We start from the raw sequence: 15444 nt of genomic DNA on the forward strand, positions 1-15444 counted from the left end.
AGCCTAGGGCCGGGTCAGCCGGCCGTGCCGCCGACGCGGCGCAGCAGCAGCTCCTGGAGGTGGACGAGTGGTGCCTCGTCGCCGCCGGTACGCCGGGTCCAGGTGCCGTCCGCGGCCAGCTCGAACGCGTCCACGTCCGGGCTGAACGCCGCGGTCAGCACGTGGTCCAGCTCGGCCCGGGCCACCGGGTCGCTGACCTGCACCAGGGCCTCGACCCGGCGGTCCAGGTTGCGGTGCATCAGGTCGGCCGAGCCCATCCAGAACTCGGCGTCGCCGTTGTTGCCGAACCGGAAGACCCGCGAGTGCTCCAGGAAGCGGCCGAGGATGGACCGGACCCGGATGTTGTCCGACAGGCCCGGCACTCCCGGCCGCAGCGTGCACATGCCACGGATCAGCAGGTCCACGTGGACGCCGGCCCGGGAGGCGCGGTAGAGGGCGTCGGTGACCTCCTCGTCGACCAGCGAGTTCACCTTGAACTGCACCAGACCGGGCATACCGAGCCGGACGTGCGAGATCTCCCGCTCGATCCGCTCGATCAGCCCGCTGCGGATGCCCTGCGGCGCGACCAGCAGCCGCCGGAACGCGGTCTGCCGGCTGTAGCCGGTGAGCACGTTGAACAGGTCGGTCAGGTCGGCGCCGATCTCGGGGTCGGCGGTGAGCATGCCGAAGTCCTCGTAGAGGCGCGCGGTCTTCGGGTGGTAGTTGCCCGTGCCGATGTGGCAGTAGCGGCGGATCTGGTTGCCTTCCTGGCGCACCACCAGGGCGGTCTTGCAGTGCGTCTTGAGGCCCACCAGGCCGTAGACCACGTGGCAGCCGGCGCGCTCCAGCGTGCGGGCCCAGCCGATGTTGGCGATCTCGTCGAACCGGGCCTTCAGCTCGACCAGCACCACCACCTGCTTGCCGGCGGCGGCGGCATCGACCAGCGCGTCGACGATCGGGGAGTCACCGCTGGTGCGGTAGAGGGTCTGCTTGATCGCCAGCACGTTCGGGTCGGCCGCCGCCTGCTCGATGAAGCGCTGCACGCTGGTGGCGAACGAGTGGTACGGGTGGTGCACCAGCACGTCCCCGTCCCGCAGCGTGGCGAACACGCTCCGGGGCACCTCGCCCTCGGCGAGCCGGGGGTGGGTGGCGGGCACGAAGGGCGGGTCCTTGAGGTCCGGCCGGTCGGCGTCGCCGTACAGCTGCCAGAGGGCCGACAGGTCGAGCAGGCCGCGCACCCGCAGGACGTCGTGCGCGTCCATGTCCAGTTCGCGGACCAGCAACTCCAGCATGTGGTCGGAGATGGAGGCGGCCACCTCCAGCCGGACCGGCGGCCCGAACCGGCGCCGGGCCAGCTCGCGCTCCAGGGCCTGGAGCAGGTCCTCGTCGCGGTCCTCGTCGACCTCCACCTCGGCGTTGCGGGTGACCCGGAACAGGTGGCACTCCACCACCTGCATGCCGGAGAAGAGCTGCCCCAGGTGCACCGAGATCAGGTCCTCCACCGGCAGCACGCGCACGCCCGGCTGGTCCCGGTGGACCCGGACGAACCGGGGCACGTTGTTGGGCACCTTCACCCGGGCGAACAGCTCCGAGCCGCCGTCGGGGTCGCGGACCGACACCGCCAGGTTGAGCGACCGCCCGGAGATGTACGGGAACGGGTGCGCCGGGTCGACCGCGAGCGGGGTGAGCACCGGGAAGATCTGCTCCCGGAAGTAGGTGCGCAGCCGCTCCCGTTCAGCGTCGTCGAGGTCGCCCCAGCGCAGGATGCGGATGTCCTCGGCGGCCAGCTTCGGCAGCACGTCGTCGACGAAGCAGGCGGCGTGCCGGGCGACCAGGGTGACCGTCTTCTCGGCGACCAGTTCGAGCTGGGTGCGCAGCGGCAGGCGGTCGCCGCCGCGGACCGGCAGGCCGGCGGAGAGCCGCCGCTTCAGGCCGGCGACCCGCACCATGTAGAACTCGTCGAGGTTGCTGGCGAAGATGGCCAGGAACTTGGCCCGCTCCAGCAGCGGTGTGCGCGGGTCCTCGGCGAGCGCGAGGACCCGGGTGTTGAAGTCCAGCCACGAGAGTTCCCGGTTGAGGAAGCGGTCCTCGGGTAGGGGCTCGACGGCCCGCGGCTCGCCGTCGGCCGCCGGCGCGGCAGGTGGCGTGACGCGTGCGGACGCCGGGTCCAGCACCTCCTCCAGCCCCGCCGAGGCGGCGCCCGCGTCGGTGCCGGCGGTGTCGGAGTGGACGTCGGCGGTGTCGGCGGACCGGGCGGTGTGGAAGCGGCCGTTGGCGCCCCGGGGGCGGGTGCCGTTGCGGGATGCGGCCGGCTCGGTTGCGGAGGGCTGGTCGGCGGGGTGCTCGCGAGGGGTGCTCACCCGCTCATCTTCACCCGATTCGGGTTAACGCAAAATGAACTTGGGCGGGGTTGTCAGGCCATCGTCGGCAACGTCACGCGGACCACCTCGCCGGTGGCGTCCGTCTCGATCCGGACCCGCTGACCGAGGCGGAGCAGCCGCAGCCCGGAGGCGTCGAACGCCCGCGCCGGGAACGCCAGCTCCGTGCCGTCGTCGAGGAGCAGCACCCCGCTGCGGGTCGCCGCGTCGTAGGTGGCCACCGTGCCCTGCATGACCGGCACGCTACACCGGCCGGCCCGCCGCCGGGGCGCCCGCGTCGCACAGCGCCGCCGTGCGGGGGCCCAGCCCCAGCCGGGTCGCGGCGGCCAGGTCCTCGGCGGTGTCGACGTCGCGGCGCAGGCTCGGCCAGTCGCCCGTGAGGGCCAGCGCCCCGCTGGCCGCGTGCGCCGCCGCCGACCCCACGCCGAAACGGGGATCCAGGGGTACGCCGGGCGGCGCGGCCAGCAGCACCGTGCCGCTGCCCGGGGCGTCGGCGACGTACCGGCGTACCCCCGCCGGACCGGCCTGGGCCGCCCCCAGCGCCGCCGCCAGCTCGGCCGGGCGCAGCGCGGGCAGGTCGGCGGTCAGACCCGCGACCCAGCCGCCCCTCGCGGTCGACGCGCCGTGCCGGAAGGCGGCGTTGAGCCCACCGGCCGGCGAGTCGGGCAGCACCTGGCCGCCGTTCTCACCGGCGACCGCCGCCACGCGCGGATCGTCGGTGACCACCAGCACGTCGACCACCGCCGGGCAGGCCCGCACCGCGCGGACCGTGTCGGCCGCCAGGGCCAGTGCCAGCTCCTCGTGGGGTACGCCCGGCAGCGCGCCCCGCAGCCGGCTCTTCGCGACGCTCAGGCGCTTCACCGGCACCACCACCGCCCACACCGTCTGAGAGGTCACCTCGCCATCCTGCCAGCCGGACGCCGGTACCCTCACTGGCCGGACCCGGGGCGAGCAGGCATGATTTCACCTCGCGGGGTCACCGGTGGGTGGACCGGCGGGTCGTACGGCGGCAGGAGGAGGCGCGGTGGCGCGGCGAAGGCTGGGGTTCTGGCAACGGTTCGCCGTGGTGCTGGTGAAGCCCGTGATGACCGTCTGGACGCGGCGGACCTGGCGCGGCATGGAGCACCTCCGCCGCCCCGGTGGTGTGATCATCGTGCCGAACCACGTCTCGCACGCCGACCCCCTCGTCTCCGCGCACTTCATCTACGACTCCGGGCGCTGGCCGCAGTTCCTCGGCAAGGCCAGCGTGTTCCGGGTGCCGGTGATCGGTTGGATCCTGCACCGCTGCAAGCAGATCCCGGTCGAGCGCGGCACCGTCGAGGCGGTGAAGTCGCTCGACGCCCTGGTCGCCGCCCTGCGCGAGGAGGGCACCGTGGTGATCTACCCGGAGGGCACCACGACCCGCGAACCGAACCTGTGGCCGATGAAGGGCAAGACCGGCGCGGCGCGGCTCGCCCTGGCGACCGGCGCGCCGGTCATCCCCCTGGCGATGTGGGGCCCGGAACGCATCTTCGACCCGCGGACCAGCCGCCTGAACCCGCGCCCGCGCCTTCCCGTGACCGTGGTGGCCGGACCTCCGGTCGACCTCAGCCGGTGGACGGGCGCCACCCCGACGAAGGCCGTACTCGAGGAGATGACCGACGCCATCATGCTGCGGCTACGTGACCTGCTCGCCGAGATCCGGGACGAGACCCCGCCCCCGCTGTGGGAACGCCCTGCCCGCCCCGGCCGCGCCGAGCGCCCCGAGGCAGCGGCATGAGCGGGCATGTCGCGGTGCTCGGGGCCGGCTCGTGGGGGACGGCCTTCGCCAAGATCCTCGCCGACGCCGGCCGGGACGTCACGATCTGGGCCCGGCGGCAGCCGGTCGCGGACGTGATCCGCGCCGAGCGGCGCAACCCGGAGTACCTGCCGGGTCTGGTGCTGCCCGAGCGGGTCACGGCGACCGGCGACGCCCTGGAGGCGATCAAGGGAGCGGACCTGGTCGTGCTCGCGGTGCCGTCGCAGACGCTGCGCGGGAACCTCGCCGAGTGGGCGCCGCACCTGCACCCCGACGCCACGCTGGTGTCCCTGATGAAGGGCATCGAACTGGGCACCACCAAGCGGATGAGCGAGGTCGTCGTGGAGACCGCCAAGGTGGCGGCGGACCGGGTGGTGGTGGTGTCCGGCCCCAACCTGGCCCCCGAGATCGCCGCCGAGCAGCCGGCCGCCACCGTGGTCGCCTGCACCGACGTCGACCGCGCCACGCTGGTGCAGCGGTCGATCACCACGCCGTACTTCCGCCCGTACACGAACGACGACGTGATCGGCTGCGAGCTGGGCGGCGCGGTCAAGAACGTCATCGCCCTCGCGTACGGGATCGCCACCGCGATGGGCTTCGGCCACAACACCCGGGCCATGCTCGTGACCCGGGGGCTGGCCGAGACCGCCCGGCTCGGCGTCGCGCTCGGTGCCGACCCGCTCACCTTCGCCGGCCTGGCCGGCATGGGCGACCTGGTGGCCTCCTGCTCGTCCCCGTCGGCCCGCAACCGCACCTTCGGCGAGCACCTCGGGCGGGGCGCGACCCTGGAGGAGGCGCGGATCGCCACCCGGCAGACCGCCGAGGGCGTCAAGAGCGCCCTGGCGATCCGCGACCTGGCCCGGGCGCACGGGGTGGAGATGCCGATCACCGAGCAGGTCGAGCTGATCTGCCACGAGGGGGTCGACCCCCGGCGGGCCGTCGAGGCGCTGATGAGCCGCACGACCAAGCCGGAGTGAGGCGCGTGACCGGAGACCACGACGGCACCCGCTGCGTCCGGGCCGGGCTGCCGGAGCCCGCGCCGGGGGAGCCCTTCCTGCCCGGCCCGGTGTTCGCCGCGCCGTACCACCTCGACCCGTGGGCGGGGCCGGCGGCGGCGCCGAACGGCTACGGCCGCCCGGACAATCCCACGCGACGGTTGCTGGAGGCGGCGATCGGTGAGCTGGAGGGCGGCGACTGCCGAGTCTTCGCCACCGGCCAGGCGGCGATCACCGGTTTGCTGCTGACCGTGCTGCGGCCCGGGGACACGGTGGTGCTCCCGTCCGACGGCTACTTCCCGGTGCGGGCGTTCGCCACGGACACTCTGGCCGGCATCGGCGTACGGGTGCTCTTCGCCCCGACCGCCGGGCCGTACCCGGACCTCTCCGGCGTACGCCTGGTGCTCGTGGAGACCCCGGCCAACCCCGGCCTGGACGTCGTCGACGTGCCTGCGCTGGTGGCCCGGGCGCACGCCGCCGGCGCCCTTGTCGCGGTGGACAACACCACCGCGACCCCGCTCGGGCAGCGCCCGCTGGACCTCGGTGCGGATCTGGTGGTGGCCTCCGGCACCAAGGCTCTCACCGGGCACTCCGACCTGCTGCTCGGGTACGTCGCCACCCGGTCGGCCGAGCTGCTGGAGGCCGTGACGGGGTGGCGGACGGTCACCGGTGCGGTGCCGGGGGCGTTCGACGCCTGGCTGGCGCACCGGTCGCTGGCCACCCTCGACCTGCGCCTGGCGCGGCAGACCGCGAACGCCGAGGCCCTCGCCCGGCTGCTGGTGGCCCGCCCGGACGTGACCGGCCTGCGCTGGCCGGGCCTGCCGGAGGATCCGGCGTACCCGGTGGCGTCGGTCCAGATGCGGCGGATGCCGGGGGTGCTCTCGTTCGACCTGGGTGACGCCGAGCGGGTCGCGCGGTTCCTCGACGCGGCCCGGCTGGTCGCGGCGGCGACCTCGTTCGGAGGCCTGCACACGACCGCCGACCGCCGGGCCCAGTGGGGCGACGACACCGCGCCCGGCTTCGTCCGCCTCTCCTGCGGCGTGGAGGACACCGTCGACCTGGTCGCCGACGTGACCGCCGCGCTGGACGCCGCGGGCCGATGACCGGGACGGGCGACCCGGCGCCGGTGTCGAAGTCACCGCCCGGCGCCGGGCCGTCGACACCGGCCCTGGTGGAGCGGCTACGCGCCGCCGGCTGCGTCTACGCCGAGGACGAGGCGGAGCTGCTGGTCGCCGCCGCGAGCACTCCTGACGCGCTGGCCGACCTGGTCGCGCGCCGGGTGGCCGGGCAGCCGCTGGAGCACCTGCTCGGCTGGGTCGACTTCGGCGGCGTCCGGGTCGCCGTCGACCCCGGCGTCTTCGTGCCGCGGGCCCGCAGCCTGCTGCTGGTCTCGGCCGCGATCGCGGTGACCGGCCCCGCGCCGGCCGTGGTGGAGCTGTGCTGCGGCTCCGGTGCGTTGAGCGTGCTGCTCGCCGGGCGGCTCGCGCCCCGCTTCCACGCGGCGGTGGACGTCGACCCCGCGGCGGTGGCGTGCGCCCGGCGCAACCTGACCGGACGGGGCGTGCCGGTGTACGCGGGAGACCTGTTCGCGCCGCTGCCGTCCGAGTGGCGCGGCCGGCTGGACCTCGTGGTGGCGAACGCCCCGTACGTGCCGACGGAGGCGGTGGCGCTGATGCCGCCCGAGGCCCGGCTGCACGAGGCGCGGGTGGCGCTCGACGGCGGCTCGGACGGACTGACGGTGCTGCGCCGCGTCGCGGCCGGCGCGGCGGAGTGGTTGGCGCCCGGCGGGCACCTCGTCGTGGAGGCCGGTGAGAGCCAGGTGGCGGCCCTGGTGGCGGTGCTCGGGGAGTCCGGGATGGTGCCGGCGGTGGTCCGGGACGACGATCTCGGTGGCACGGCCGTCACCGCCCGGCGCCCCGGGTAAGGGCCCTACTCGACGCTCATCCCGATCGGCACCGGTGCCGTCCGGGCCGCCCCGGCAGGCCCGATGGGCCGGCGGGGCGTGGCGGCCGGCCGGGACGGGAACTAGCCTCACGTCAGGTTACGAGGGCGGGAGGGCGGGGTTTCGTGGGCAGCGCAGGGGTGCCGGTGGTCGTCGGGCTCGACAACGGTGGGACCAGCAACAACGCCACGGTCCTCACCGTGGACGGGCGGTTCCTGGTCGACGGGCTGATGGAGACCCCGAGCGAGGTGCAGGCCGGCCCGGAGGCGGCGATCGAGGCCCTCGCCCGGGCGTTCGACGGGGCGCTGGCCGCGACCGGCGTGCCCCGGGGTCTCGTCCGCGCGGTGGGGCTGGACACTCCCGGGCCGGCGAGCGCGACCGGGGTCATCTCCTCCCGTGGCTCCACGAACTTCTCCCAGCCGGCCTGGCGGGGCTACGACGTGCGGGGCGCGCTGGAACGGCGGCTGGACCTGCCGGTGGCGTACCTCAACGACGGCAATGCGGCCGCCCTCTACGCGCACCACACGTACTTCGGCGCCGACGCCATGCGCCGCTCGTCGGTCTCGGCCATCGTGGGTACCGGGCTGGGCGGCGGCGTGGTCGAGGGCGGCCGGGTGGTCGCCGGGGCGGCCGGCATGGCGGGGGAGTTGGGGCACGTGCACCTGCCGCTGACCGGGCTGCTCGGGCCCGGCCAGGCGGAGCCGACCTGCGCCTGCGGTTTCATCGGGGACGCGGAGAGCGTCGCCTCCCTGACCGGGATCGTGCGCAACCTGCTGCCGTACTGGCTGACCCGCTTCCCCGGGCACCCGCTGGCTGCCGAGCCGCCGGCGCGGGCCGCGAAGCTGGTTCGGGGGCTCGGCGAGCGGGGCGACCCGCTGGCCCGGGAGATCTTCACCCAACAGGCGATGGCGATCGGTCGGCTCTTCACCCTCGCCGCCAACTTCACCGACCCGGACGCGTACTTCGTCGGGGGTGGGGTGGTGGAGGCGGCGCCGGAGTTCCGCGACTGGTTCCTGGCGACCGTGCGGGAGCACACCGTGCTGCGCGAGGAGCAGGCCGCCGTGGCCACCTTCGCCCTGGTGCCGGACCGCGACATGGCCGGGGCCCGCGGCGTGGCCATCGCGGCGCTGGAGGCGCTGCGGGCCGAGCCCGCGCCGCAGCCGCTGGTCGGCGGCTAGGGGCTGGCCGAGGCCCGGCGACGCGGGCGGCGGAGGGACCGTCGCCGCCCGCGTCGGCGGGGGTCAGCGGTGGGGCGGTGCCGCGGCGAAGCTCGCCCAGGCCTGCGGGGCGAAGAGGAGCACCGGCCCGCCCGGGTGCTTGGAGTCGCGGACGCCCACCACGCGGGGCAGCGTCGCGATCTCGACGCACGCCCCCTCGTCGCCGCTGTGGCTGCTCTTGCGCCACCCGGCCCGGGCCAGCTCCGCGCTTGTCGTCGGGGTCATCGTCCTACCGTCCCTTCATGAGTTGCCGGAGCTGGTCGCGGCTGGCCGCCGGACTGAGGGCCACGCTCCGCAGGTGCTCCATGATCTTGGTGCAGGTACGCAGGTCGCCCGGCCGGTCCAGGACCATCTGCCCGGCGACGGTCTCCACCGAGGCGATGATCGGGTCCTCCGGGTCGGCGAACTCCAGCATGTGCAGCGAGCCGCGGGTGCCCCGGTGGTAACCGGCGGCCAGCGGGATGACCTGGATGGTGACGTTGGGCAGCTCGCCCATCTTCAGCAGGTGCTGAAGCTGCGCCTCCATCACCGTGCGGTCGCCCACCGGCCGCAGCAGCGCGCCCTCGTCGATGATCGCGTCGAAGATCGGCGGGTTGTCGGCGGTGAGCCGCTGCTGCCGGTCGAGCCGGAGCTGCACCCGCTGCTCGACCTGCTCGTCGCCGAGGGTGTGCGGGCCGCCCCGCATCACCCCGCGGATGTAGTCGGCGGTCTGGAGCAGGCCGGGCACCACCGAGGGCTCGAAGTTGGCGATGCCGGTGGCCTCGGCCTCCAGGGCGATGAAGTCGATGGTGCGCCGGTCGAGCAGGTACGAGTAGGACACCCACCAGCCGGGTTTGCGCGCGTCCTTGGCGAGCTGCACCGCCGCGGCCACCTCGTCCGGCGCGACGCCGTAGAGCGTGAGCAGCGCGCGAACGGTGGCCGGGCTGACCAGCGTCTGCGCGTTCTCGTAGCGGGAGAGGGTGCTGCGGGTGCTGTTGATCTCGTCCGCCGCGGCCTCGAGAGTGAGCCCGGCGGCCTCCCGGTGCGTACGCAGGGCGATGCCCAGCCGGCGGGCGCGGGCCGTCTTCGGAGCCATGCATCGATCCTCGCACATATCCGGGAACCTGTACATGAGAGAACGTGGGTGAGAGTTGCATTCATGGCCGTCTTGATGCCAATCTGTCATCAAGTCCTCACCGGCGGTTGTCGTGGCGACGGCGGCGGTGAGTGACCGGAGGGGATGGGGCGCGCGGCGATCGGGTTTCTCCCCCGTACCCGATCGCCGCGTGCCACGCCCGGTGGCCCGCCAGCCGAAGGGACTCGACGTGCGTACTGCCCAGCAGCCCCGACCCGAGCGCGCCAACGGAGCAGCGCTGACCCGGTTCCTGGTGGTGCTCACCGACGTGCGTCCCGACGACGGCGGCCGCGACGAGCGCAGCAGCCCCGAACGGCGGCGTCAGGTGGTGGGCGCGAGCAGCCGCGAGGCGGCCGACCGGATCGCCGGGGCGTTCATGGCGCTGGGCATGGTGCGGGCGGGCCGGCAGCGGGTCAAGGTGATCGCCATCGGCCGGCGGCAGGCCCGCGAATAGACGGCGGCCCGGCGGGCTGCCGGAACCCGCCGGGCCGTCCCCACGGTGCCGCTCAGAGCAGCTTGCGCTTCTTCAGGTACGCGACCAGGTCGTCGTAGACACCACCCTCGTTGGCGAACATCGCCACATTTCGGGCGGTCGCCATCCACGGCCGCGTCGACGGGCGGACCTCCTTGAGCGCCCGATCCAGGTCGCGCTGCTCGATCATCCGCACCTCGCCGGTCCGCACCGAGTCGGCCATCGCGAACTCGGCGGCCGTCTCGCACAGGTGGGCGAGGTCGGCGCCGGAGAAGTCCTCGGTGGCCGCGACCACCTTGTGCAGGTCGATGCCGGCGATCGGACGCTCCCGCAGGTGGTACTCCAGGATGGACCGCCGGGCCTCGGCGTCCGGCGGCAGCACCAGCACCACCCGGTCCAGCCGCCCCGGACGGCGCAGCGCCGGGTCCACGTCCCACGGGGTGTTGGTGGCCGCCAGCACGAAGACGCCCTCGTTGCTGCCCTCCATGCCGTCCAGCTCGGCCAGCAGTTGGTTGCCCAGCGTCCGCATCGAACTGGAGCTGACCTGGGAGCGCTTGTGCCCGAGCGCGTCGACCTCGTCGAGGAACAGCACGCAGGGGGCGTTGCGGCGGGCCGCCTGGAACAGCTCGTGCAGGTTGCGCTCCGAGTTGCCCATCCACATGTCCAGCACGTCCACGATGGACAGCGAGATGAACTTGGCGCCCATCTCCCCGGCGACCGCCCGCGCGAGGAACGTCTTCCCGCAGCCGGGGGGCCCGTAGAGCATCAGGCCGCCACGCAGGCTCTTGCCGTACATCTTGCGCAGCTGCGGGTTGCGCAACGGGCCGAGGAAGGCCAGCTCCAACCGCTCCTTGACCGCCACCATGCCGCCGACGTCGGCCAGCCGGATCCCGGAGACCTCCACGTCGTAGATCCGGTCGGCGTCCCCGGCCACCGGCTCCGGCTCGTCACCGGCCCGCGCGAAGCGCGGCGGCACCACATCCGCCAGTTCCTGCTCGTAGGCGGCGAGCGGATCCGCCATCGCGGCGGCCGCGTCTCCGGTCCGCTGCGCCGGCGGCTGCGGGCCCGCCGGGGTCGGTGCCGGCGGCGGGGGTACGGAACCCGTGAGCGCCCGCTGCATGAGCGCCTGCGCCTCGTCGCTGGCCGGGTCGCGGGCCAGCGCCTGGCCGATCTGCGCGATCGCCTCGCCGCCCCGGCCGGCGTCCAGCAGCAGCGTGGCCAGGTGCAGGCGGAGCGGCAGGTCGTCCGGGCGGGCGTCCAGGGCCGCCGAGAGCGAGTCGATGAGGGCGTCGGAGCTCATAGGACGAGCAGCGTAACGGGCGGATGCCCGCTCCGGTGGACCCGGAGGTCCGGTTACGCACCGTGTATCACCGATCGACCGGTTGCTGTCTACGCCGGTCTCTGCCCGGGTATCGGGCGCCGGCCCTCGCCACGCACAGTAAGGTCAACCGGGTGAGAGACCGTCCCGACGGTCTCTGAGCGCCCGCAGTCGCGTACGAAGAGGTGAGGGCCGATGACCACCCCAGGCAGGACCCGCGTGGCGATCGTCTTCGGCGGCCGCAGCCCCGAGCACGGCATCTCCTGTGTCAGCGCCGGCAGCGTGCTCGCCGCGCTCGACCCCGACGAGTACGAGGTCGTGCCGGTGGGCATCACCCGCGCCGGCCAGTGGGTCCTGACCAGCGGCGACCCGACGCAGCTCGCGATCAGCGCCCGGCGGCTGCCGGAGATCACCGCCGAGTCCGGCACCGACATCGTGCTGCGCGCCGACCCGACCGGCAACGGGCTGATGGTGCTCGACCCGACCGAGGGCCCCCGCGCGCTCGCCGACGTGGACGTGGTCTTCCCGGTGCTGCATGGCGCGTACGGCGAGGACGGCACCATCCAGGGGATGCTGGAGATGGCCGGCATCCCGTACGTCGGGGCGAACGTCTTCGCCTCCGCCGCCGCCATGGACAAGGAGTTCACCAAGAAGCTGTGCGCCGCCGAGGGCATCCCGGTCGGCCCGTACGTGGTGCTCCGCAACGGCATGACGCTGAGCGAGGAGGACAAGCGCCGCCTCGGCCTGCCGGTCTTCGTCAAGCCCTCGCGGGCCGGCTCGTCCTTCGGCATCACCAAGGTCAGCGACTGGGCGGAGCTGGACGACGCCGTCGCCACCGCCCGCCAGATCGACCCCAAGGTGCTCGTCGAGGGGGCGATCGTCGGCCGGGAGATCGAGTGCGGCGTGCTGGAGGGCGAGGCCGGCGGCGCGCCGGAGGCGTCCGTGCTCGCCGAGGTCCGGGTGGTCGGCGACTACGACTTCTACGACTTCGAGGCGAAGTACATCGACGCCGACGTCGCCTGCGAGTACGACATCCCCGCCGGCCTGTCGGAGCGGGTGACCCGTCAGGTCCAGGAGTACGCGGTCCGCGCGTTCAGCGCGATCGACTGCGCGGGGCTGGCCCGGGTGGACTTCTTCGTCACCCCGGAGCTGGACGTCTACCTCAACGAGATCAACACGATGCCCGGCTTCACGCCGTCGTCGATGTTCCCGCGCATGTGGGCGGCCTCCGGCCTGGAGTACCCGAAGCTGGTCAACCGCCTCATCCGCACCGCCCTTCACCGCGGCATCGGCCTGCACTGATCGCGAGGCGTCACCGGCCGCGCACCCGCCCGCTCCAAGATCCGCCCACTTTCGGCGAAAGAGTGGCCTCCGCGACGCGGGAGGCCACTCTTTCTGTGAAAGTGGGCCCGGTGAAGGGCTGGGGGGCGGTGGGTCAGCCCTGGCAGCCGGACGGGGCGGGGCCGGCGGAGGGGACCGAGGCGACGATCGTGTCGGAGATCGGGGAGACCCACTGCAACGGCTGGTCGTACGCCCGGGGCACCCGGACCGTCACGGCGGTCTCGCGGTCCAGCGTGGTCAGCACGGTGGCGTCGCTCTCCTGCCGCCCGTGCCAGCAGACCTTGTTGACCAGCCAGACGTCGTCGGTGGCGCCCACGGTCGGCTCGGCGCCACCACAGGCGACGGTGAGCGCCGGGTCGCCGTACGCGGCGTTCTGCTCGGCGCCCGCGGTGACCGGACGCTGCGACAGGTCCCGGATGGTCGGCGGCAACTGGGAGAGCAGGGCGCGGCAGACCGTGGCGGGCCGCTCGGCCAGGGGTGGGGCGGCCATCTCGACCGGCGCGGTGGACTGCGCCCGGGGTGCCGTCGCCGACGGGGTGGGCTCAGCCGCCGGCTCGTCCGGCGCGAGCTGGGCGAACGCCAGCGCGCCCACCAGCAGGGTCACCGGCAGCGCGATCGCCGTCGCGATCAGGGCGGCGCCGCGGGTGGACCGGTCCCGGGCCGGTGCCGCGGCGGGCCGGCTAGTCTCGTCGCGGGTGGCGTCGGTCACGGAGGAGTCGGTCATCTCGTCCACTTACAGGCGCACCACCGAACACGTGAGGGTCCGGGTGATGCCGGGCACCATCTGCACCTTGCTGACGATGAGGTTGCCGAGCTCGTCGACGGTGTTCGCCTCGGTGAGCACGACCACGTCGTAGGGGCCGGTGACGGCGTCGACGCGTACCACGCCGGGGACGTCCGCGATCTCACCGGCCACGTCACGCGCCCGGCCGACCTCTGTCTGGATGAGGATGTACGCCTGAACCACGACTAGACCTCCGTCCGTCGCCGCTGCGTGAGCGGCCCGAAGGGAGAAAGTACCTTACGGACCAGGTCTGAATCCGATCGGTGGTCAAGGAGAAGCGGTGAGCGAGCACGGCACGAACGTCGCGGGGGTGGGGGAGTTCGGTCTCATCGACCGGGTGACCGCCCGGTTGTCGTACGGATCGACCGTTCTGCTCGGTCCGGGGGACGACGCGGCGGTGGTGGCCGCGCCGGACGCCCGGGTCGTCGCGTCCACCGACGTGCTGGTGGAGGGGCGGCACTTCCGGCGCGACTGGTCCGGCGCGCGTGACATCGGCCACCGGGCGGCCGCGGCGAACCTGGCCGACGTGGCGGCCATGGGGGCGCAGCCGACCGCCCTGCTGGTCGCCCTCTGCGTGCCTCCGGACCTCGCGACGGCCTGGGCCGAGGAACTGGCCGACGGGCTGGCCGCCGAGGCGGCCACGGTGGGCGCCAGCGTGGTGGGCGGGGACATGTCCTCGAGTCCGACACTGACCATCGCGGTGACGGCGCTCGGCGATCTCGGTGGCCGGGCGCCGGTGACCCGGGCGGGGGCCCGGCCCGGGGACGTGGTGGCTCTCGCGGGCCGTACCGGGTACGCGGCGGCCGGGCTCACCGTGCTGTCCCGCGGCTTCCGGACGCCCCGGCTGCTGGTCGAGGCGTACCGGCGGCCCGAGGTGGTGTACGCGGCCGGTCCGCAGGCGGCCGAGGCCGGAGCGACCGCCATGATCGACGTGTCGGACGGGCTGCTGGCCGACCTCGGGCACGTCGCCCGGGCGAGCGGGGTGGCCGTGGACGTGCGCCGGGACGCCTTCGAGGTGCCCCGGCAGATGCGCGACGCCGCCCAGGCCCTCGGCGTCGACCCGTACACCTGGCTGCTGGCAGGTGGCGAGGACCACGCGCTGGCGGCGACCTTCCCGCCGGCGGTGCCGCTGCCGGAGGGGTGGCGGCCGGTCGGGGAGGTCGCGGCCGGCTCCGGGGTGACCGTGGACGGCCGGCCGTGGGAGGGCCCCGCCGGCTGGGACCACTTCCGGTAAGGGCCCACGCCGGTCGTACCCTTTACGTGTGCAGAACCTGGAGATCCACGCCGCCCGCTTCGACGCGCCCGAGTCGCAGGCGCTGATCCGGGCGGCCCTCGCCGACCTCGGCCAGCGGTACGGCGGCACCGGCGACGACACCCCGGTGGACGCGACCGAGTTCGAGCCGCCCGCCGGTACGTTCGTGGTCGCCCTGCTCGACGGCCGCCCGGTCGGCTGCGGTGGCTGGCGCAGCCACGGCGAGGAGGGCGACACCGCCGAGCTGAAGCGGATGTACGTGGCGCCGGAGGCCCGGGGCCGGGGCGTGGCCCGGGCGGTCCTGGCGGCGGTGGAGCGGTCGGCACGCGAGCAGGGCCGCAAGCGGATCGTCCTGGAGTGCGGCGACAAGCAGCCCGAGGCGATCGCCCTGTACACCTCGTCCGGCTACGAGCGCATCCCCAACTTCGGCTTCTACAAGGACGCCCCGGGCTGCATCTCGTTCGGCCGCACCCTCTGAGCCCCTGCACGAGCCCGGCGTGGAGTGCGACGCGGGTCGATCACCGAACCCGGACACGGCAAAGCCGGCGGACCCCCGAAGGGGCCCGCCGGCGATGACGAGCTGTTACCGCGTCAGGCGCGGGTGACCTTGCCGGCCTTGATGCACGAGGTGCAGACCTGCATCTTCTTGGTGTTGCCACCACCGGCCGGGGTACGCACCGACTGGATGTTCGGGTTCCAGCGGCGGTTGGTCCGCCGGTGCGAGTGGGACACGTTGTGGCCGAAGCCCGGTCCCTTGCCACAGACGTCGCACACGCTAGCCACGGGATACTCCTGGGATTGAAACGTTCATGAGGTCGCCGCCAGGCGCTGCCCGGGCAACCTGGCCAGGTTACCCGATACACCGACCCGGCGAC

Annotated in this window: 18 protein-coding genes; 9 read left to right on the top strand and 9 right to left on the bottom strand. The window is 74.0% G+C overall.

What is annotated here, in order from left to right; genetic code table 11:
• Positions 1-14: 14 nt before the first annotated feature.
• From ACTMS0_RS18865 to cofC, 3 genes are read right to left on the bottom strand one after another with little or no spacing between them, the layout of a single operon-like run.
• The gene (locus ACTMS0_RS18865; RefSeq protein WP_441156531.1) at positions 15-2339 is read right to left on the bottom strand and encodes an RNA degradosome polyphosphate kinase; all 2325 of its coding nucleotides are present in this window, start codon (positions 2337-2339) and stop codon (positions 15-17) included.
• A gap of 53 nt (positions 2340-2392) precedes the next feature.
• Positions 2393-2590: a cold-shock protein gene (locus ACTMS0_RS18870; protein WP_441156532.1), complete on the bottom strand. Its 198-nt coding sequence runs from the start codon at positions 2588-2590 to the stop codon at positions 2393-2395.
• 10 nt (positions 2591-2600) lie between these two features.
• Entirely contained in the window at positions 2601-3254 is a 654-nt protein-coding gene (cofC, locus tag ACTMS0_RS18875) for a 2-phospho-L-lactate guanylyltransferase (protein WP_441156533.1), read from the bottom strand.
• A 127-nt stretch (positions 3255-3381) separates the two neighbouring features.
• Here cofC and ACTMS0_RS18880 point away from each other — a divergent pair, with 127 nt between their 5' ends.
• From ACTMS0_RS18880 to ACTMS0_RS18900, 5 genes are all read left to right on the top strand, one after another.
• Complete coding sequence (locus ACTMS0_RS18880; protein WP_441156534.1) at positions 3382-4116, top strand: lysophospholipid acyltransferase family protein; 735 nt, start codon at positions 3382-3384, stop codon at positions 4114-4116.
• Positions 4113-5111, top strand: coding sequence for an NAD(P)H-dependent glycerol-3-phosphate dehydrogenase (locus ACTMS0_RS18885; RefSeq protein WP_441156535.1), 999 nt, complete (start codon positions 4113-4115; stop codon positions 5109-5111). The genes ACTMS0_RS18880 and ACTMS0_RS18885 overlap by 4 nt, the downstream gene beginning before the upstream one ends.
• Positions 5108-6232, top strand: a complete 1125-nt coding sequence (locus tag ACTMS0_RS18890; RefSeq protein ID WP_441156536.1) for a cystathionine gamma-lyase — start codon at positions 5108-5110, stop codon at positions 6230-6232. The genes ACTMS0_RS18885 and ACTMS0_RS18890 overlap by 4 nt, the downstream gene beginning before the upstream one ends.
• Positions 6229-7053, top strand: coding sequence for a putative protein N(5)-glutamine methyltransferase (locus ACTMS0_RS18895; protein ID WP_441156537.1), 825 nt, complete (start codon positions 6229-6231; stop codon positions 7051-7053). Before ACTMS0_RS18890 ends, ACTMS0_RS18895 begins: the two co-directional genes overlap by 4 nt.
• A 143-nt stretch (positions 7054-7196) precedes the next feature.
• Complete coding sequence (locus tag ACTMS0_RS18900) at positions 7197-8249, top strand: ROK family protein (protein ID WP_441156538.1); 1053 nt, start codon at positions 7197-7199, stop codon at positions 8247-8249.
• 63 nt (positions 8250-8312) lie between these two features.
• On the opposite strand, the gene ACTMS0_RS18905 is transcribed toward ACTMS0_RS18900, so the two are convergent.
• Both ACTMS0_RS18905 and ACTMS0_RS18910 read right to left on the bottom strand, forming a co-directional pair.
• Complete coding sequence (locus ACTMS0_RS18905) at positions 8313-8513, bottom strand: DUF397 domain-containing protein (protein WP_441156539.1); 201 nt, start codon at positions 8511-8513, stop codon at positions 8313-8315.
• 4 nt (positions 8514-8517) lie between these two features.
• Positions 8518-9363 (bottom strand): helix-turn-helix domain-containing protein, encoded by an 846-nt coding sequence (locus ACTMS0_RS18910; protein WP_441156540.1) that lies wholly within the window; start codon positions 9361-9363, stop codon positions 8518-8520.
• Positions 9364-9592: 229 nt separating this feature from the next.
• Between ACTMS0_RS18910 and ACTMS0_RS18915 the strand changes: the two genes are divergently transcribed.
• Positions 9593-9856 carry a hypothetical protein gene (locus tag ACTMS0_RS18915; RefSeq protein ID WP_441156541.1) on the top strand — a complete coding sequence of 88 codons (264 nt, stop codon included), beginning with the start codon at positions 9593-9595 and terminating at the stop codon, positions 9854-9856.
• 52 nt (positions 9857-9908) lie between these two features.
• Here ACTMS0_RS18915 and ACTMS0_RS18920 read toward each other — a convergent pair whose 3' ends face one another.
• Positions 9909-11174 carry an ATP-binding protein gene (locus tag ACTMS0_RS18920; protein ID WP_441156542.1) on the bottom strand — a complete coding sequence of 422 codons (1266 nt, stop codon included), beginning with the start codon at positions 11172-11174 and terminating at the stop codon, positions 9909-9911.
• A gap of 213 nt (positions 11175-11387) precedes the next feature.
• Here ACTMS0_RS18920 and ACTMS0_RS18925 point away from each other — a divergent pair, with 213 nt between their 5' ends.
• Positions 11388-12494, top strand: coding sequence for a D-alanine--D-alanine ligase family protein (locus ACTMS0_RS18925; protein WP_441156543.1), 1107 nt, complete (start codon positions 11388-11390; stop codon positions 12492-12494).
• Between the two features lie 133 nt (positions 12495-12627).
• On the opposite strand, the gene ACTMS0_RS18930 is transcribed toward ACTMS0_RS18925, so the two are convergent.
• Positions 12628-13266, bottom strand: coding sequence for a DUF3515 family protein (locus ACTMS0_RS18930; protein WP_441156544.1), 639 nt, complete (start codon positions 13264-13266; stop codon positions 12628-12630).
• Positions 13267-13500: an Lrp/AsnC ligand binding domain-containing protein gene (locus ACTMS0_RS18935; RefSeq protein WP_441156545.1), complete on the bottom strand. Its 234-nt coding sequence runs from the start codon at positions 13498-13500 to the stop codon at positions 13267-13269.
• Positions 13501-13597: 97 nt separating this feature from the next.
• Here ACTMS0_RS18935 and ACTMS0_RS18940 point away from each other — a divergent pair, with 97 nt between their 5' ends.
• Both ACTMS0_RS18940 and ACTMS0_RS18945 read left to right on the top strand, forming a co-directional pair.
• A complete protein-coding gene (locus tag ACTMS0_RS18940; RefSeq protein WP_441156546.1) occupies positions 13598-14551 on the top strand; it encodes a thiamine-phosphate kinase in 954 nt (317 codons plus the stop codon).
• A gap of 28 nt (positions 14552-14579) precedes the next feature.
• Complete coding sequence (locus tag ACTMS0_RS18945) at positions 14580-15047, top strand: GNAT family N-acetyltransferase (protein WP_441156547.1); 468 nt, start codon at positions 14580-14582, stop codon at positions 15045-15047.
• A 113-nt stretch (positions 15048-15160) separates the two neighbouring features.
• On the opposite strand, the gene rpmB is transcribed toward ACTMS0_RS18945, so the two are convergent.
• The gene (gene rpmB / locus ACTMS0_RS18950) at positions 15161-15352 is read right to left on the bottom strand and encodes a 50S ribosomal protein L28 (protein WP_088963534.1); all 192 of its coding nucleotides are present in this window, start codon (positions 15350-15352) and stop codon (positions 15161-15163) included.
• Positions 15353-15444: the final 92 nt, after the last annotated feature.

Source organism: Micromonospora sp. H33 (assembly GCF_052068455.1).
Classification (GTDB): domain Bacteria; phylum Actinomycetota; class Actinomycetes; order Mycobacteriales; family Micromonosporaceae; genus Micromonospora.